This is a genomic window from Williamsia herbipolensis, assembly GCF_000964005.1.
Taxonomy (GTDB): Bacteria; Actinomycetota; Actinomycetes; order Mycobacteriales; family Mycobacteriaceae; genus Williamsia_A; species Williamsia_A herbipolensis.
Genome location: NZ_JXYP01000001.1, coordinates 1 through 16,175, shown reverse-complemented (window position 1 = coordinate 16,175; position 16,175 = coordinate 1). Strand labels below are relative to the sequence as shown.

Sequence of the window (16,175 nt, the reverse complement as noted above, 5' to 3'; positions counted from 1 at the left end):
GGCAGCGATGCCGATCCCTCAACCTCGACCACAGCGCGTGGCGGTCGCGCACAATCGATCCATGAGAGTGGTTCGAGCATCCGGTGGTCTCACCGTCGCAGCACTGCTGGCGATGAGTCTGACGTCGTGTTCCAGTACCGACGGCACCGCGACCCCGGCACAGTCGACGCGGGTTGTCACGGTCACGGCGTCGCCCAGCGCGTCAGCCAGCTCGGCGACGCCGTCTACTACGACGGCCTCCAGCAGTGCGTATACCGCGACCACCGCTCGCATCACCGGAGCGAACCAGCGCGCCACCTGGGACGTCACCATTCCGCAGCTTTCCGGCGGCACGCCCGCAGTCACCGCCGAGTTCAACCAGTCGATGCGGGCGGCGCTCCAGGACCAGATCGACGCGCAATACGACCCGCACTTCGGCTTCACGCTCAGCAACGGGTACTCGAAGGGGCCGTTCCACATCGGCCAGCGCGTGATCAGTGCCGAGCAGATCACCGGCTGGATCGCCAATCCACCCGGGGCTCATGGCGACTCGCTGATCTCGACGGTCACCATCGACGCCGACAACGCCAAGCCCATCACGCTGCAAGACGCATTCGGCAACCTCGACTCCGGCCTGCAACGACTGTCGGCGGAGGCCGCAAAGATCCTGCCCACCACCAATGCCGGCCCTGAGTACCAGCGTGAGGGGATGGCACCCACGCTCACCAACTACGCCAACTGGACCGCATCGCCCGAGGGCATGCGCATCCACTTCGGCGACTACCAGGTGGGCGCCTACGCCGCAGGCCTCATCACCATCACCGTCCCGTGGTCAGCGCTGTCGGATGTGCTCGCCCCCGGCATGCAGGACGTGCTGAGCAGCTGACACCTAGCGCTAGTCGAGCCGGTCGGCGACGAGCTTCGCCAGTCGGCAGAAGTCGTCGGGTAGCGGCTGCTCGGGCTGGGTGAGCGACGCGGTCAGGATGCCCACCGTGGCGCGACCCTGAACGTAGGCGCGCACCGACGTGGAGTCGGAATTACCTGTCGGCGAGCCGAACCGGGTCCGCACCCGAATGACCACGGCGTCCCGCGGACAGCCGGCTGGTGTCGGAAGGATCGACGACACCGAGTCGAGCGTCTCGGTGTCGGTCTGCTGCCGGTAGGAGGAGCACCTTCGGACCACTTCGACGGTGTCGGACACCGACTCGCCGCCGGTCACGATCGACTGCGCGAACGTGGGCATCGCGGCGTCCTTCGGTACGGCGAGCACACCGACTGTCGTGGAACGCAATTCACGCGCAGCCTGATCAGCGACGACGGGACCGCACTCCGCAGGCGTGGTCGCACCGCCGATACCGGACGGCGCCGTGTTCGACAGGCGCGACACCTGGTAGCCGGAGGGAAAGTCGTCGGCGGTGAGAAAGGGACCGTCCGATACCGACCCATTGTCGCCGCGACCCCAGATCGCCGTCGCCACCGCCGCGGCGGCGATGATCACGGTGACGATCAACGCGAATCGCATGCGACGCGGCGTCATGATGTGTCCCTCCCGTGCACCGTGCCCATCTCGGCACGCCGTCCACGGTAGTCGTCAGCGCGCGACGGCCTCGACGATCGCCGGCAGTGCGACAGCAGCGGTGGAGCGAAGGCGGATTTCGCACGCGTCGGAGAGGTCGGTCTCGTGCGGGTTGATCTCGACGATCGTCGCACCGGCCGCGCGGGCGATGTGGGGCAGTCCCGCCGCGGGGTAGACCACACCCGAGGTCCCGACGAGAAGGAAGACATCGGCGGCCTCGGCACGAGCGGTGGCCTCGGCGAACGCGTTCTGCGGCAATGATTCCCCGAACCACACGACACCGGGCCGCACGAGTCCGCCGCACTCGCACTCGGGTGGGTCGAGAGAGTCGGTGTCGATGTCGACCACCTCGGCTTCGTGCGCCCGTCCACAGGTATCGCACCGGCAGGCGAACAGACTGCCGTGAACGTGGACCACATCGGTGCTGCCCGCCCGCTCGTGGAGGTCATCGACGTTCTGGGTCACGACCCTGACATCGGCATCACGAGCCCACGCGGCCAGCGCATGATGCCCGGCGTTGGGCTCGACGGCGGTGACCATCGCGCGGCGCCGCTGGTACCAGGCCCACACCAGCGCCGGATCGTCCTCCCACGCCTCCGGGGTCGCGAGCGTCATCGGGTCGTAGCGCGCCCACAGTCCGGTCTGGACATCACGAAACGTGGGCACCCCGCTCTCGGCTGACATCCCGGCACCGGTCAGCACGGTGACGGTGCGCGCCTCGGCGAGTGCGTCGACAACGGGCTGCACGTCGGGCGAATCACTCATGGGGCTGCTCAACAACTCCCGCCGGAATCGCCGCCACCCGAACCACTGTCGCCGAAGCCGCACGAACCACCGTGGTGCCCGCCGAATCCGCCGTCCGACCACCCGCCGCCGTCGCCACCGATGAAGCCCACCCCGCCACCGATGCCCGTTCCCGAGGAACGCTTGTAGATCGGCGTGATGCCCGCTCGGCCGGGTCGCCCCAAGGATTGCTCACCCTTGGTGTGCTTCACCATCAAGGCCACCGCGAGCACGAACGCGCCGAGCACCAGAATCGCCACCACCATGATCGATCCTCCTCGTTCGGGGTTCCTCGATTGTCTCGCGTTCAGACGCCGCAGGCCAGCGGCCGTCCCCGCCGGCGAGAAGCCCTGTGCGGGCGATGCATCACCAACCGCCCCGGTCGGCGCGCGACTTCGTGCGTTCCTCCGAATCGGGATCGGTCGTCGAGGCCGTCACCGGCGTGGTGAGATCGGCGAGCCCGGGTACCTGTGCCAGCTCGGCTGTCACCTTCGAGATGCCGGTCACCTCGCGGATCTGCGCGGTCATCACCGCGACCTCGCGCTGCGCGATGGCGGCGGCCTCCTGCGTGGTGTCGGTGATCGTCGCGGCGAGACCGCGGGCACCGAGCTCGGCGTGCGCCTCGGGGTCGATCTCGATCTTGATCACCACACCGGTCGCGTTGACCCACACCTCGACGAGGCGGTCGTGCGACAACGCGCTGGCGGTGATGGCCAACGCCTCATTCTGCAGGACACCGACGCGCTCGATCATCTCGCCGAGATGCGCGTAGGGGTCGACGTTCTCGGGGTTCGTCATGCTCAGCCCGTCACGCGCTTCGCCGCGGCGTCAACGACGCCGGCGAACAGCGACTTGTCGGGTGCGCTGCCACCGAGGACGTTGCCGACCTGGACGGTCATGGTGCCGCCGGGCACCGGGATGAGGGCGATCAACACCACCGAGGTACGCGGGCCCACACCTTGGATCTGCGTCTGGGTGGTCTGCTGCACGGTCACGGAGTTGTCGACACCGGGCACCTCGACGCCGGCGTCCTCGGTCTGCACGGTCGCGGTGAACGACTGCCCGCTCACCGACGACGTCAGCTGGTAGCTCGAGCAGTCGCCCAGGTTGTACTTCCTGAAGCTGCTCACCGACGCGTTCGAGTTCGACGCCGGGTTGACCGCCGAGATGATCGACGTGCCCGCAGAAGCATTGGTGAACAACGCCTTCGGGGCGTTCTCGGCGTCATCGGTCGACAGGCCCGAGAGATCGGGCTGGCACGACGCCGGGGTGATCGTGGCGTTCTTCGTCGCGTTGATCACCGACCCGCTCAGATCACCCGCACCCGACGGCACCTGCAACTCGGTGAACCCGGCGGGCACGTCGGACTGCTGCAACAGGTAGCTCGACAGCGGTTTGCCGTTGCTCTGCGCGCTCGCGCCGGCGGCGGTAGCGCCACCCTCGCCGGCGCCGGACGGCAGGGCCGTGGTGCCGTCGGACGAACATCCCGCCAACACCCCCACACAGGCCGCGACACCGACGATCGCGCCGATGGTCTTCGTGTTCATCGTGACTCCTGATGCTGCCGGTCGAAAGTACGGGACGAATTCGAGGTGACGTTACCCGAGCGCACGATCTCGTCGACGGTTGCGGAGTTCTCAGCCCACAGGAGCGGTGGTCGGCGCTGCGGCCGTCGTGCTCCACACACCGGCGGCGCGTTTCACCGTGGTCACCGTTCCGTCGCGTGCGGTGACACGCAGGGTGGTGTCGTCGACCCAGCTCACCGACGCCGCCGACAGATCGCCGCGGTACTGCTCCGCGCCCGACGCGGTGTCGCGGATGACGACGACACCGTCGGTGACCGACGCGATGCTCGCACCGTTCGGCGAAGTGATGCCCGGCGCCGCCGGCGTGGTGGAGGTGGGCGTGGGTGTCGACGAGGTGGGGGCCGACGTCGCAGGGGCAGACGACGACGAGGGCGCTGCGGTCGACGAGGACGAGCTCGACGCCGCGTCCGGCGCTGTCGACTCCGCCGAGGGCGATGTGGGCGTCGAGGTGGTCGGAGCGGTCGATGGTGCCGACGATGACGTGGTGGCGGGCGCGGCCAGACGAGCGGCGGCGGTGTTCTGCGACGGCGTCCCGGTGGCCGAACCGCATGACACGGCGAGAACGACGAGGTTCACGGTGATGGTGACGCGACCGGTCGACACGAAGTTGCCGACCTTGCTCCGCAATTCGACCGAGTAGGTCCCCAGCACCCCGAGTCCGAGAAGCCCGTTGACGTAGCTGCGGGTGACGAGCAGGCCCGCGGGATCGGTGGTCGACGCGGTCACGATGGCGGTGGACGCCGACCCGCCGAGCAGCGTGGGGGTGAACACCAGTTGGTAGTCGTAGCCCTGACTGGCGGCGGGATTCGGCCACGACAGCCGCGCCGCGCCGGACTGATTGACACACGACATCGACGTGGGCGCGTCGGGTCGGATCGCCGACACCGCTCCCGCCGCGGTCGCCGAATCGGTGAGGGCCGCGAGTGTTCCGCTGGTGCGCGCGTACCCGGTGACCGCCGCCGCGACCACCAACACCACGGCCACGGCCTGCATGGCGATGGTGCTGCGGCGCAGCGATGTCCGCTCGGGAGCCGCGTGGCGGGCGTGGCGCCCCGACACCGGGGCAACGGGCGTTCGACGGTCGGGGCCGAAGGCGATCCACAGCAGTCCGAGGGTCGCCATCGTCGCCAACACCCAGGCGTACGGACTGGCGAACACGCCCATCACGTAACCCAGTTTCGGGATGTCGAACACCACGCGATCGACCGAGGTCACCGTGTAGGGCGCGGCGTCGGCGACGGTGTTCGCGTCGCCACGCAGGGTCAGGGTGGTCGAGTTGCCGACGCGCGCGTCGATCGTCGCCACGCGGTGGGTGACGCGCTCGCCGTCGGGTCGGGTCACGCTGACGATGTCGCCCACCGCGACACTCGACGCGGAGACCGACCGGGCGATCGCGACGTCCCCGACACCGATGGTGGGCGCCATCGAATCGGTGCGGAACACCAACGGCGACAGGCCGAATGCGACGCCGGCCACCGCGGCGAGCACACACAACACCCCCGCGATCGCGCCCACGGTGAGGGCGATCTCGGTGAGGTACCGGCGTGCGCGCGGCGTCATCTCAGGCGCCCGCCGTACCGGTGAAGGTGAGGGTGATGGTGCCGCTCGTGCCGGCCACGGTCGCAGGCGCACCGATCGGCAGGGTGACCTGCACGCAGAGGTTCTCGGCGCCGGTGGCGGCGGCGAGCGGGCCACGTCCGGTGACGAAGGTGACCGGTGACGCGGTGATCGCCGCGCCGGTGGTGAGGGCGGTACCCGCAGAGCAGACACCGTTGGTGGCGGTGGCGTTCGGCACCACGGTGAGGGTCATGCCCTGACCGAGGGCGTCGCTGCTCGCCACGGCTGCGGAGTACTGCAGTGCGGTGGTGCCGGCGTTCGACACCGTGATGACCTTTGCGGCTGACTTGCCGGGCAGCAACCCGTTCGGGGCGAACGCGATCGTCGCGCTCTTCGAGTTGTCGGCGAGGATCGAGATGGTGGCGGTGGTGAAGGTGCCCGAGTTCGTGGTCACCGTCGACGACCACAGCGCCAGCGTCCCGACGACCCCGATGCCGAGCACCATCCCCACCGACAGGACGGCCCGGAACCGGCGACTGATCAGTGCGAGACCCAGTGCCCGCAGACGCCCGGTCACGACGCCTTCGTCGCGCGGCGCTCGCGCATCGAGCGCACGAACTGCCATGCCGCGTAGAGGAACAGCGCACCGGCGATCCCGTAGACGAGTATCTGGCGGGCCGATCCGGTGATCCAGTTGTTGACGTAGCCGAGGTACGGGATCGAGTACCAGAGTTCGCCGCGGATCTGCGCTCGCTGCACCGGCCGGGCATCGGGCTTGCCCACGGCGTCGCCCTGGGTGGTGAAGATGCGGTTGCCCTGCTGATCGAAGGTCACGCCCACGATGCGGTGGGTGATGACATCGGGCTCGCCCGAACGGATCTGGTAGGTCACGACGTCACCGATCCCCAGGTCGGCCGTGTCGGTGGGACGCACCACGATGAGGGTGCCCGGCGGGTACTTCGGCGTCATCGACGAGGTGAGCACCGTGTACGGCTGCCCGCCGGCGATCTTCGGCACCACGATCGCGGCGAGCAGGATGCCGACCAGGAACAGCAGGACGAGCCAGGTGACGGTCTGCCACAGCCACCACAGCGGCCCGGTGCGCCGCTGATCGCGTGCGGCGTCGGTCTCGTCGTGCAGGGCTGTCATGGCCTGATCTGTTCTGTTCCGAAGGTGAATGCGACTTTGTAGGTGGACGATCCGGTGCCCGTCGCGACCGACTGGAGAACGCTGCGGACGCACCAGGTCTCCGACGCACCGCGAGCCAGCGTCCGCCAGACACCCGTCGCCGGTGCCGGTGTCGAGGTGGTGATCGGAGTGAAGGCCGCGGTACCGGTGAGCGTCCCGGCGCCGCAGGTGCCACCGACCGCCCCCGACAGCACCACCGTGGCCGCGGGCCCCGAGGTGAGCACCGGTCCGGCGGCAGTGAGCCGATACCGCAGCGGCGTGGAGCCGCCGTTGCTGATCAACAGGGGTGCCTGGATCTGCTGGCCGGTCAGGATGTTCGAGCCCGACAGGCCCGGGAACTGGTACGGCGAACCCGACCCGCTACCCGCGACGAGGGTGAGCGCGCCGGTGGTGGCGGTGGCCGATGCGGCGTTGGCGCGGTCGGACCACAGGGCGCCAGTGGATCGCACCGTCGCGAGCGACAGTGCGACCACCAGGCCTGCGACTGCGACGACGACCAGCCGGGTGAGACCCGACCGACTCATCGTCAGGGACGGATCTGGTTCAGGCTCACCGTCATCCCGGACACGTTGACCGCGGAGTTCTGACTGGTGGTGCCGGTGACATCGGCGAAGGCAACGGTGACCTTCACCTCGACGGTGCGCGGGGCTCCGGGGGTGATGGTCACGGCGGTGCCGGGGGTGCCCGGGGTACCGGCGACTGTGGCGGTCGGGGTGAGGGTGACCCCGGTGGGCAGGGTGCCCGCCGTGCCCGGGCTGACCGTGACCTGGGCCTTCATGTTCTTACCGGTCGCCAGCGCGGTGTAGGTGGTCGTGTACTCCCAGGTGTCCTGCGGCACGAGAAAATCGGTGACCGGGTTGACGACGGTGCCGCCGATGATGCCGTTGGTCGACACGTCCTTCCACGTGGGCGTGCCCACGGCGGTGAGTTTGAGCTCGCCGGTGGTCACGGTGCCGTTGGCGCCCGTCGCGGTGTCACTCCACAGCGCGTACGAACCGGCACCGCCGAGAAGGACGACGACGGCGGCACCGGCAGCGAGTGCACCCTTGGCATTGCGATTCATTTCGACCTCTGAGCAGTCATGGCTCCCCCGCGAGGGAGACCTGGTGATGGGGTGGCGAGCGCATGGGAGTCGGAAACCTCTGCCGCTGGGTCAGCACCAGGTGCATGCCACTCGCCCGGGTTCACCAGAGTGAACTCGCAATGGCCTCACATGAATCTCACGAGGATTGTCGCAAATGTCGGGCCGCCCGTTACAACTTTTCGACAAACGTAATTCCCGCACGCAAAACAGCCGTCTGAGCTGCAACGGTGCCCATCCATGTCGTCGCGACCAGCCCGGGATTGGGCCCAGTGCTGCGCGAAACCCTCCGCCGACCGCGGTGGCGCCATCAACGCACCTATCGTCGACATCATGCTGCCGGTGATCTCTCTTCCCGACCTCGACACCGCCGCCGGACGCAGACGTCTGGCCCAGGTGAGCAGCGAGGTCGGGTTCTTTCGTCTCGTCGACCACGGAGTCCCGGACTCGTCGATCGACCGCATCCGCGACGCCGCGCGCGCCTTCTTCGCCCTGCCCGATGCCGACAAGCAGGCCGTCGCGATGATCAACAGCCCGCACTTCCGGGGCTACAACCAGCTGGGCGGCGAGCTGACGAACGGTTCGGTCGACCGACGCGAACAGATCGACATCGGGCCCGAACGGCAACCGCTGCCCGAGGCCCGCGGCCCGATGCGCCTGCAGGGCCCCAACCAGTGGCCGACCGCTCTACCCGAGCTGCGGGAGGCGGTCGCCGCCTACGACACCGAGTTGGCGCGGGTGTCGCGTGACCTGTTGTCGCGGTGGGCGGTGGCGCTGGGTGCATCGGCCGACACCTTCACCGAGGCGTTCGCGCTGCCCGCGACGCTGATCAAACTCATCCGCTACCCGGCGCGCACCGACGATCGCGCGGTGGACGACCAGGGCGTCGGCGCGCACAAGGACTCCGGGGTGCTCACCATCCTGTTGCTGGAGAACGACTCCCGCGGGTTGCAGGTCGAGCGCGCCGACGGCACGTGGATCGAGGCTCCCGCGGTCGAGGGCGCATTCATCGTCAACATCGGCGAGATGCTGGAGGTCGCCACCGACGGCTACCTCAAGGCCACGCGGCATCGGGTGCTGACCGCGCCGCACGCCCCCGAACGTCTGTCGATCCCCTACTTCTTCGCCCCCTCGCTCGACGCGGTGATCCCCACCATCGGCGCCCCGGACGGCGCGCAGGCCCCCGGCATCACGGCCGACCCCGCGAATCCCCTGTTCGCGACCTACGGCGAGAACACGTGGAAGAGCCGTACCCGCGCGCACCCCGACGTGTACCGCCGCTGGTATCCCGACGAGGCGTTCACCGCGCACTGACCGGCTTCTCCCCAGTTACCTCTGGCCACAGTGGGTCTGTGCACGGAGGGCATCGAGCTCGCCGCCTCGGACATACCGGACAGATAGTGTGGCCACACCACCATCGGCCCGACCGTCAGCGAGGAGTGTGCACGTGTCCGACGTGATGAAGGCCGATCTCGACGCCATCCGCGCACTGGCGGGCAAGCAACACACCAGCGCAACGACGATCCGCGGTCTCGACGTCGGAAAGGCCTTCCGCGCAACGATCTCCGGGTTGGCCGGGTCGGACGTCGCGGCGGTGTGTGCTCGCGCCGAAGCGTCCGTGGAGTCCGCGCTGGCCGAGGTGGCGGCACGGGTGGACGCTCTCGCCGCCGCGAACCGGGCCGCGGCCGACACCGTCGGCCTCGCCGACGACACGTACGCAGCCGGTATCCGCGCGACGCTGAACATGGAGCCGTAGCCACCGATGAGCAGTCCGACGGTGTCGCAGGTGCGCGCGTGGAGCACGCAGGGTTCGGCACTCACCGACACGGCCGCGCAGATCGACTCGACGGTCGACGCCTTCGACGCGGTGATGAACGATCTCCTGCGCGACGTCGACGCGGTGTCGCAGAGCTGGCAGGGCGACGCGGCGCGAGCATCATCGGCGCAGACCGATGCGGAGAAGCAGTTCAGCAACCGACTCGGGATCGCGATCCTCGACATCGCCGACGACATCAATCGCCTCGGCCCCACGTTCCTCCGCTCGTGTGAGGTGGCCCGTTCGCTCGCCGACTCGCTCACCGGTGGCGGTTACCTGGTCGCCGACAACGGGACGGTGACCCCACCCGCCGACGCGCGTCCGGGGCATCCCGTTGACGTGCCGGCCGGCGCCGAGGGGACCGTGGCGGCGACCATCGCGTCGACGAACGCCGCTGTGCACCAGCAGGATCTGATGGCGGCGCTCGCGACCGCCGGGCAGGCCGACGCCGATCTCGCCCGACAGGTCGAGGCCGCTCTCGCCGCGCTCGGTCAGGCCGCCGACCGGGCGACGACGTCGGTACCGGTACGTCCGGAGGTGTCGGCGATCGTCGACGGTCGTGCGTCGCTGCCGTCGGACCCGAAGGCGCTCAACGCGTTCTGGGACACGTTGACCGCAAACGAGAAGGCAGCGCTGTGGAACGCCGATCGATCGGTGGGCAATCGGGACGGGATACCGGCGGCCGATCGCGACCACTTCAACCGCCGCCACCTCGCCGAGATGGAGATCGCCGAGCGCGCGAAGGTCAACGACTACATCGCGGCGCACCCCTACATCAAGGGCGGGAAGGTGACCGCCGCACCCGGTCCCGGCGGCTACGTCACCGACGGTCGACGTGGGGACGAGTACGCAAAGGTCACCGAGAGGTACCGGGCCCTCACCGGGCTGGGGAAGGCACTCGACGACCCGACCGGCTCGAACCCGCGGTTCCTGCTGCAGGTCGACGATCGCGGACGCGGCGCGGTGGCGGTCAACAACCCCGACACCGCCGCGAACGTGACCACCTACGTTCCGGGCACCGGCTCGAACCTGGGCAACATCGGCGGCGGCATCGACCGCGCCCAGACCATGGTCGGTGCGGCCGAACGCGCCGATCCGCGCGCGGCGACGTCGGTGGTCGCCTGGTACGGCTACGACGCACCGCAGGGACTCGGCGCGGCAGCGGGTCCCGCGTCGGCCGCCGGCGCGGCCGGCCCCCTCGACTCCTTCCAGGACGGGCTGCGCGCCACCCACGAGGGCGCCACCGCCTCCCACAACACGGTGCTGGGCCACAGCTACGGCACCGTGGTGGTGGGCGAGGCCTCGTCGGAGGGACACACCCTCGACGCTGACGACCTGGTGTTCCTCGCCAGTCCCGGCATCGGCGGCCCGAACTCGCCCGACGACCTGTCGCTGACCGGTGTCGCGCGATCGGACATGGCGCAGCACGTGTACGCGAGCACCGCGACCACCGACCCGATCGGGCTCACCGAGGGCATCCACGGCATCAGCCCGAACAACCCCGAGTTCGGTGCCCAGCGATTCACCTCCGACCACAGCAACCACCCGCGCCTGAGCGACCACAGCGCCTACTGGGACACCCACCCCGACGGCACCCAGAACCAGGCCCTGACGAACATGGCGCTCATCATGACCGGGCGAGGAGACGAGACCGAATGACGCCGCGGCGCAGCATCGCCTCGCTGGTCGTGTGTCTCGGCACGCTCACCGCATGCACCGACGAAGGGAACTCCCCGATGGTCAGCAACGACGAGGCACATCAGCAGATCATCACGCGATTCCAGGAGCTCGCCGACGGGCTGTCGTGGCCGGGCGCCACGCTCACCGTGGAGCTGCCCGGTCTCCCCAACTCCGAGCAGACTCCGAATCCGGCGCCCTGCAACGGAAACGACGACGATCCCGACCAGCCCTACCGCTGGCAGTTCGCGATGTGGGTGCTGCTGCCCGCCGACACCGACGCCGCACGCGCCCGCACCGCCACCGCCGACACGCTGACCGCCGCGGGATGGACGGTCACCACCAGCGGCCGCGGCGTCATCGACGGCACCGGATTCGACGGCTACACCGTGAACGTCCTCGCCAACCCCGACACGGTCCCGGTGTCGATCAGCTCGCCCTGCTTCCCCAAGACGCAGCTCAATCGCGCAATGCAGTGGCCGCGGACGATCACCGGTCAGCCCTGAGGCCCTGCCTCAGGTGAGGTCGCGGCGCATGACGAGTCGCGGCATCTTCGACGCCACCGCATCGGTCTCGCCGATCACCTCGAAACCGGAGGCCGCGAACATCCTCCGCGTGCCCACGAAGGCCATCGTCGTGTCCATCCGACCGGGAGGATCGACCGGATACGCCTCCACCGCAGGCGCTCCCGACCGCCGCGCGTAGTCGACCGCACCGTCGATCACCTGGCCCGACACCCCCTGCTTGCGGTGACCACCCCGCACCACGACGCACACGATGCTCCACACCGCGACGTCGTCGACCGGCCGGATGAGCTTGCTGTTCACCAACCGCGTGATCTGCGACCGGGGCCCGATGTTGCACCACCCCACCGGGACCCCGTCGCGGTAGGCGACCACGCCGGGTGGGTGTTCGCATTCGGTGAGCCGCCGCATCGCCTGTTCACGACTGCCCTCGCCGAGCTCCTCGATCTCGCGCAACCGGATCCGATGCGACAGACACCAACAGTGATTCGCGCGCCGATTCGGGTTGATCACGTCGGCGAAATCCTCGAACCGATCGGGCGTGACCGGATGCGTCTCCCATGTCATACATCCAGGATCGGCGATCCCGGCATTCCGGGCGAGTGGTTTCCGCGCATCCGGTCGGCGGGTTCCTCCTCGCCCCGCCGGTCGTCGTGCTGGTGACCGGACTAGTGGGCGGCGCGCTCTGACACGGCCGGTTCGTCGTGCCCGGTGACCGTTCCACGCCAGCCGCCGATGATGCGCATGGCGTGGAAGATGACCAATGCGGCGACGGCACCGAGGGCGATGCCACCGAAGCTGAGATCACCGATGGTCCAGCTGAAGTCGGCGATACCGATCACCAGCGGGATGGCCGCGGTGAACTGGTTGATCGGCTTGGAGAAGTCGACGCGATTGCTGACCCAGATGTTGACACCGAGGATCCCGACGAGGCCGTAGAGCGCGGTGGTGACGCCACCGAGCACGCCAGGTGGGATCGACGCGATGACCGCGCCCACCTTCGGCGACAGTCCGAGCAGCACCGCGGCGATGCCGGCGATCCAGTAGGCGGCCGTCGAATAGACCTTCGTCGCGGCCATCACGCCGATGTTCTCGGCGTAGGTGGTGGTCGCCGAGCCGCCGCCGCTGCCGGCGAGGACGGTGGCGATGCCGTCGGCGGCGAGCGCGCGACCGATCTGCTTGTCGTAGTCGATCCCGGTCATCGTCTGGATCGACTTCACGTGACCGATGTTCTCCACCACGAGCACCAGCACGACCGGGATGAACAACGGCAGCACCGACAGATGCAGTGTGGGGGTGGTGAAGTCGGGGAAACCGACCCAGCTCGCCGCGCCGATCGCATCGGTCTCGACCTTACCGCGCGCCAGCGCCAACAGGTAGCCGAGCACCACGCACGCGAAGATGGCGAGACGACCCACGAGGCCCTTGAACAGCACGAGCACCGCGATCAGGAGGACCAGCACCACGGTCGCGGTGAGCGCGTCCTTCTCGTAGTTCGTCTTCGCGGTGGGCGCGAGGTTGAGACCGATGACCGCGACGATGGTGCCGGTGATGATCGGCGGCATCAGCAACTCGATCCAGCGGATACCCGCCACGTGCACGATGACGCCGATCACGACCAGCAGGATGCCGACCATCACCAGGCCGCCGAGTGCCGATCCCTTGCCGTCCGACGCCGTCGCCGCGGTGACCGGCGCGATGATCGCGAAGCTCGACCCGAGGTAACTCGGCAGGCGGTTGCGGGTGATCAGCAGGAACAGGATCGTGCCGATGCCGGAGAACAGCAGCGTGGTGGCCGGCGGGAACCCGGTGAGGACGGGCACGAGGAACGTGGCACCGAACATCGCGACCACGTGCTGCAGGCCGATGCTGACCGTGCGCGGCCAGGTCAGCCGGTCACCGGGGGCGACGACGGCGTCGGTGCCCGCGACCTTCGTCCAGCGGAAGGACGACGCGAACGAGGGATCTGAGTCTGACATGACGAACAGTCTGGGCCATCGGCCGGTCATCCGCGCGTAAAGCGAACGCCCACCCGCGGGCACCCGCAGTTGTCATGATGAGTTCATGACCGACTTCAACGAGATGATCATCAACGAATTCCGCGAGAACAACGGGCACGTCGAGACCGCCGGGTTCGGCGACAACCTCGTGGTGCTGCACTCCATCGGCGCCAAGAGCGGCGACATCCGCCTCAACCCGCTGTTCGCGCTGAGCGAGAACGACAGCTGGCTCATCGTCGGTTCGGCCGCCGGCGCGGTGAAGCACCCGGCGTGGGTGCACAACCTGCGGGCCAACCCGCGGATCGAGATGGAGATCCCGGCCGACGGGAAGGTCGCCACCATCACCGTCGACGTCACCGAGGTCGGAGACGACGAATGGGACGCCGACTGGAAGAAGTTCACCGACGCCTCGTCGGGCTTCGCCGACTACACCAAGACCGCCGAGGGCCGGAAGTTCCCGATCTTCCGCATCACCCGCGCCTGAGGAGCATCGAGCTCGCCTCGGCTACTCCGCGGACTTGCGGGCGTAGGCCAGCGCCTCGAGGGTGTCCTTCGCCGAGAACTGCGGGGTCCAGCCGAGGACGTCGCGGGCCTTGCTGGTGTCCATGACGACCGACGTGCGACCGATGTGGATCCACTCGAAGAACGACGGCATGAACGGCAGGCGTTTGACCGCCTCGGCCGCGATCTTCACCGCCGACGACGGCACCGGGACCGGACGGCCGCCGAGCGCGTCGACGATCTCGGTGAGGCTGACCGTGCCGTCACCGGCGATGTTGTAGGCGCCGGCCGGGGCGTCGGTGGTGGCGCTCAACGCGATCGCCGCGGCCACGTCGTCGTGGTGGACCAGCTGCACGGGCACACCGTGATCGGGGAACGGGACCTTCAGTCCGGGAACGGCGTTGATCGCCGACGTCGCGATGCCGGGCAACATGTTCCACGGCATCGCGTTTGCGAGCGCCGGAGCCTTCGGCCCCGCCACGATGCAGGGCCGCAGCATGAACAGCTCGAGGTCGGTGCCCGCGACGAGATCGGCGATCGCCTCCTCGCACTGCGCCTTCTGCGCGGAGTAGTAGTGCTCCTTGGTCCCCCGGATCGGGGTGTCCTCGGTGAGCGGCAACGGGTTGTCGGCGTGATAGCCGTACGCGGCAACCGACGAGGTGTACACCATCCGCGTCGGGCGCTTCGCGTCGATGGTCGCCGAGAACACGGTGCGCGTGCCCGCGAGGTTGATGCGCTCGGCCTCCTCGCGCGAACCGATGACGATGAACGCCAGATGGATCACGACGTCGGCGTCGGCGACGAGCGCGTCGACGGCGTCGCGATCGAGGATGTCGCCCTGGCGGTATTCGGTTTTCGTCCATCCGTGCTCGGCCGGGTCGAACGGTCGTCGCGCCATCCCGAGGATCCGGTCGACCTTCGGATCGGCCTCGAGAGCCGTCACCGCCGAGATACCGATCTCACCTGTCGGACCTGTCACCGCCACCGTCAATCCCATTCGCCCATCGTGGCACGGATGACCCGGGGGCCCGGGGCACTTCGGTCGAACGCCCGCCTCGGGCACACTCGAACCATGAGCACCGACGTCACCCACCGCACCGTCACCTACGGCGATCACGCCGACCAGCACATCGCGGTCCGCACACCCCCGGCCGATCCCCGCTGGACCGCGGTGTTGATCCACGGCGGCTACTGGCGTTCGAAGTACCGGCTCGACCTCATGGATCCCCTGGCCGATGCGCTCGCCGACACGGGGGTGGCGGTGTGGAACATCGAATACCGCCGGCCCGATGAGAACGGGTGGGCGGCGACCACCGCTGACGTCGCGGCCGCGCTCGATGCCGTCGAGGCCACCGGTCCGGTCGCGGTGATCGGACATTCCGCCGGCGGCCAGCTGGCCCTGCGGGTCGCCGCCGACACCGATCGCCCGGTGCTCGGGGTGTCATTGGCCGGTGTGATCGACCTGGAGACAGCCGACGAGCGGCGGATGGGTGACGGCGCGGTGCAGAACGCGCTGGGGCATCGCTTCGATCCGAAGGCCGCCGATGATGTGGCGTCGTCGCCGCGGCACCGACTCCCGCTCGGGGTGACACAGGTGATCGCGTGCGGCACCGACGACGACCCGAACCTGATCGACATCAGCGCCGACTACGTGCAGGCGGCGACCGCCGCCGGCGACGAGGTGACGGCCGTGACCGCGCCCGGTGACCACTTCGCGATCATCGACCCGACCACGCGCCTCTGGGCGATGACCCTGGCCGCGATCGAGCGGGCGTTACCGCACTAGATGTGATGTCCAGGGAGGTTGGTCAGTCGGGTGACTGGTGGCTGACCTCCGGTGGCGGAGTGGGCTCGGTGGTGATTGTAGAAGTGCAGCCAGCCCGGGAGCGCATGGTCGCGTTGTCCGG

The 16,175-nt window shown here is 68.9% G+C and carries 20 protein-coding genes and 1 pseudogene; 7 read left to right on the top strand and 14 right to left on the bottom strand.

What is annotated here, in order from left to right:
• Positions 1–61 precede the first annotated feature (61 nt).
• Positions 62–865 (top strand): RsiV family protein, encoded by an 804-nt coding sequence (locus TU34_RS00100; RefSeq protein WP_045820809.1) that lies wholly within the window; start codon positions 62–64, stop codon positions 863–865.
• Positions 866–874: 9 nt separating this feature from the next.
• On the opposite strand, the gene TU34_RS00095 is transcribed toward TU34_RS00100, so the two are convergent.
• The 10 genes from TU34_RS00095 to TU34_RS00050 form a co-directional block, all read right to left on the bottom strand.
• Entirely contained in the window at positions 875–1,516 is a 642-nt protein-coding gene (locus TU34_RS00095; RefSeq protein WP_045820808.1) for a hypothetical protein, read from the bottom strand.
• Positions 1,517–1,570: 54 nt separating this feature from the next.
• Positions 1,571–2,320: an SIR2 family NAD-dependent protein deacylase gene (locus TU34_RS00090; RefSeq protein WP_045820807.1), complete on the bottom strand. Its 750-nt coding sequence runs from the start codon at positions 2,318–2,320 to the stop codon at positions 1,571–1,573.
• An 8-nt stretch (positions 2,321–2,328) separates the two neighbouring features.
• A complete protein-coding gene (locus TU34_RS00085) occupies positions 2,329–2,604 on the bottom strand; it encodes a hypothetical protein (RefSeq protein ID WP_045820806.1) in 276 nt (91 codons plus the stop codon).
• 100 nt (positions 2,605–2,704) lie between these two features.
• Positions 2,705–3,136, bottom strand: coding sequence for a YbaB/EbfC family nucleoid-associated protein (locus TU34_RS00080; RefSeq protein ID WP_045820805.1), 432 nt, complete (start codon positions 3,134–3,136; stop codon positions 2,705–2,707).
• Between the two features lie 2 nt (positions 3,137–3,138).
• Entirely contained in the window at positions 3,139–3,885 is a 747-nt protein-coding gene (locus TU34_RS00075; RefSeq protein ID WP_045820804.1) for a hypothetical protein, read from the bottom strand.
• A gap of 90 nt (positions 3,886–3,975) precedes the next feature.
• Positions 3,976–5,484 (bottom strand): signal peptidase I, encoded by a 1,509-nt coding sequence (locus TU34_RS22105; protein WP_052688538.1) that lies wholly within the window; start codon positions 5,482–5,484, stop codon positions 3,976–3,978.
• Position 5,485: 1 nt separating this feature from the next.
• The gene (locus TU34_RS00065) at positions 5,486–6,106 is read right to left on the bottom strand and encodes a SipW-dependent-type signal peptide-containing protein (RefSeq protein WP_082079689.1); all 621 of its coding nucleotides are present in this window, start codon (positions 6,104–6,106) and stop codon (positions 5,486–5,488) included.
• The gene (locus TU34_RS00060; RefSeq protein ID WP_045820803.1) at positions 6,055–6,630 is read right to left on the bottom strand and encodes a signal peptidase I; all 576 of its coding nucleotides are present in this window, start codon (positions 6,628–6,630) and stop codon (positions 6,055–6,057) included. The genes TU34_RS00065 and TU34_RS00060 overlap by 52 nt, the downstream gene beginning before the upstream one ends.
• The gene (locus TU34_RS00055; RefSeq protein ID WP_045820802.1) at positions 6,627–7,193 is read right to left on the bottom strand and encodes a hypothetical protein; all 567 of its coding nucleotides are present in this window, start codon (positions 7,191–7,193) and stop codon (positions 6,627–6,629) included. The genes TU34_RS00060 and TU34_RS00055 overlap by 4 nt, the downstream gene beginning before the upstream one ends.
• Positions 7,194–7,195: 2 nt before the next feature.
• Positions 7,196–7,732 (bottom strand): alternate-type signal peptide domain-containing protein, encoded by a 537-nt coding sequence (locus tag TU34_RS00050; protein ID WP_045820801.1) that lies wholly within the window; start codon positions 7,730–7,732, stop codon positions 7,196–7,198.
• Positions 7,733–8,083: 351 nt separating this feature from the next.
• On the opposite strand from TU34_RS00050, the gene TU34_RS00045 reads away from it, so the two are divergent.
• The 4 genes from TU34_RS00045 (at position 8,084) to TU34_RS00030 (ending at position 11,749) form a co-directional block, all read left to right on the top strand.
• Entirely contained in the window at positions 8,084–9,064 is a 981-nt protein-coding gene (locus TU34_RS00045; protein ID WP_045820800.1) for an isopenicillin N synthase family dioxygenase, read from the top strand.
• 133 nt (positions 9,065–9,197) lie between these two features.
• The gene (locus TU34_RS00040; RefSeq protein ID WP_150116296.1) at positions 9,198–9,506 is read left to right on the top strand and encodes a hypothetical protein; all 309 of its coding nucleotides are present in this window, start codon (positions 9,198–9,200) and stop codon (positions 9,504–9,506) included.
• Between the two features lie 6 nt (positions 9,507–9,512).
• Positions 9,513–11,225: an alpha/beta hydrolase gene (locus TU34_RS22100; RefSeq protein WP_150116295.1), complete on the top strand. Its 1,713-nt coding sequence runs from the start codon at positions 9,513–9,515 to the stop codon at positions 11,223–11,225.
• Positions 11,222–11,749: a hypothetical protein gene (locus tag TU34_RS00030; protein ID WP_045820798.1), complete on the top strand. Its 528-nt coding sequence runs from the start codon at positions 11,222–11,224 to the stop codon at positions 11,747–11,749. Before TU34_RS22100 ends, TU34_RS00030 begins: the two co-directional genes overlap by 4 nt.
• Positions 11,750–11,758: 9 nt before the next feature.
• Here TU34_RS00030 and TU34_RS00025 read toward each other — a convergent pair whose 3' ends face one another.
• Complete coding sequence (locus TU34_RS00025; RefSeq protein WP_045820797.1) at positions 11,759–12,334, bottom strand: GNAT family N-acetyltransferase; 576 nt, start codon at positions 12,332–12,334, stop codon at positions 11,759–11,761.
• Between the two features lie 101 nt (positions 12,335–12,435).
• On the bottom strand, positions 12,436–13,746 hold the full coding sequence (locus TU34_RS00020) for a uracil-xanthine permease family protein (RefSeq protein WP_045820796.1): 1,311 nt from the start codon (positions 13,744–13,746) through the stop codon (positions 12,436–12,438).
• 85 nt (positions 13,747–13,831) lie between these two features.
• On the opposite strand from TU34_RS00020, the gene TU34_RS00015 reads away from it, so the two are divergent.
• Positions 13,832–14,251 carry a nitroreductase/quinone reductase family protein gene (locus TU34_RS00015; RefSeq protein ID WP_045820795.1) on the top strand — a complete coding sequence of 140 codons (420 nt, stop codon included), beginning with the start codon at positions 13,832–13,834 and terminating at the stop codon, positions 14,249–14,251.
• A 21-nt stretch (positions 14,252–14,272) separates the two neighbouring features.
• Here the strand turns inward: TU34_RS00015 and TU34_RS00010 are convergent, their stop codons facing one another.
• The gene (locus TU34_RS00010; protein ID WP_045820794.1) at positions 14,273–15,265 is read right to left on the bottom strand and encodes an NAD-dependent epimerase/dehydratase family protein; all 993 of its coding nucleotides are present in this window, start codon (positions 15,263–15,265) and stop codon (positions 14,273–14,275) included.
• A gap of 75 nt (positions 15,266–15,340) precedes the next feature.
• Between TU34_RS00010 and TU34_RS00005 the strand changes: the two genes are divergently transcribed.
• Positions 15,341–16,054 carry an alpha/beta hydrolase gene (locus TU34_RS00005; RefSeq protein WP_045820793.1) on the top strand — a complete coding sequence of 238 codons (714 nt, stop codon included), beginning with the start codon at positions 15,341–15,343 and terminating at the stop codon, positions 16,052–16,054.
• Here TU34_RS00005 and TU34_RS23345 read toward each other — a convergent pair.
• Positions 16,051–16,175: pseudogene (locus tag TU34_RS23345) on the bottom strand (IS481 family transposase); the annotation flags it as partial. The gene TU34_RS00005 and the pseudogene TU34_RS23345 overlap by 4 nt on opposite strands.

Coding starts and splice junctions, on each gene's coding strand:
- TU34_RS00100 (WP_045820809.1), top strand. CDS start 62: ATGAGAGTGGTTCGAGCATCCGGTGGTCTCACCGTCGCAGCACTGCTG.
- TU34_RS00095 (WP_045820808.1), bottom strand. CDS start 1,516: ATGACGCCGCGTCGCATGCGATTCGCGTTGATCGTCACCGTGATCATC.
- TU34_RS00090 (WP_045820807.1), bottom strand. CDS start 2,320: ATGAGTGATTCGCCCGACGTGCAGCCCGTTGTCGACGCACTCGCCGAG.
- TU34_RS00085 (WP_045820806.1), bottom strand. CDS start 2,604: ATGGTGGTGGCGATTCTGGTGCTCGGCGCGTTCGTGCTCGCGGTGGCC.
- TU34_RS00080 (WP_045820805.1), bottom strand. CDS start 3,136: ATGACGAACCCCGAGAACGTCGACCCCTACGCGCATCTCGGCGAGATG.
- TU34_RS00075 (WP_045820804.1), bottom strand. CDS start 3,885: ATGAACACGAAGACCATCGGCGCGATCGTCGGTGTCGCGGCCTGTGTG.
- TU34_RS22105 (WP_052688538.1), bottom strand. CDS start 5,484: ATGACGCCGCGCGCACGCCGGTACCTCACCGAGATCGCCCTCACCGTG.
- TU34_RS00065 (WP_082079689.1), bottom strand. CDS start 6,106: ATGGCAGTTCGTGCGCTCGATGCGCGAGCGCCGCGCGACGAAGGCGTC.
- TU34_RS00060 (WP_045820803.1), bottom strand. CDS start 6,630: ATGACAGCCCTGCACGACGAGACCGACGCCGCACGCGATCAGCGGCGC.
- TU34_RS00055 (WP_045820802.1), bottom strand. CDS start 7,193: ATGAGTCGGTCGGGTCTCACCCGGCTGGTCGTCGTCGCAGTCGCAGGC.
- TU34_RS00050 (WP_045820801.1), bottom strand. CDS start 7,732: ATGAATCGCAATGCCAAGGGTGCACTCGCTGCCGGTGCCGCCGTCGTC.
- TU34_RS00045 (WP_045820800.1), top strand. CDS start 8,084: ATGCTGCCGGTGATCTCTCTTCCCGACCTCGACACCGCCGCCGGACGC.
- TU34_RS22100 (WP_150116295.1), top strand. CDS start 9,513: ATGAGCAGTCCGACGGTGTCGCAGGTGCGCGCGTGGAGCACGCAGGGT.
- TU34_RS00030 (WP_045820798.1), top strand. CDS start 11,222: ATGACGCCGCGGCGCAGCATCGCCTCGCTGGTCGTGTGTCTCGGCACG.
- TU34_RS00025 (WP_045820797.1), bottom strand. CDS start 12,334: ATGACATGGGAGACGCATCCGGTCACGCCCGATCGGTTCGAGGATTTC.
- TU34_RS00020 (WP_045820796.1), bottom strand. CDS start 13,746: ATGTCAGACTCAGATCCCTCGTTCGCGTCGTCCTTCCGCTGGACGAAG.
- TU34_RS00015 (WP_045820795.1), top strand. CDS start 13,832: ATGACCGACTTCAACGAGATGATCATCAACGAATTCCGCGAGAACAAC.
- TU34_RS00010 (WP_045820794.1), bottom strand. CDS start 15,265: ATGGGATTGACGGTGGCGGTGACAGGTCCGACAGGTGAGATCGGTATC.
- TU34_RS00005 (WP_045820793.1), top strand. CDS start 15,341: ATGAGCACCGACGTCACCCACCGCACCGTCACCTACGGCGATCACGCC.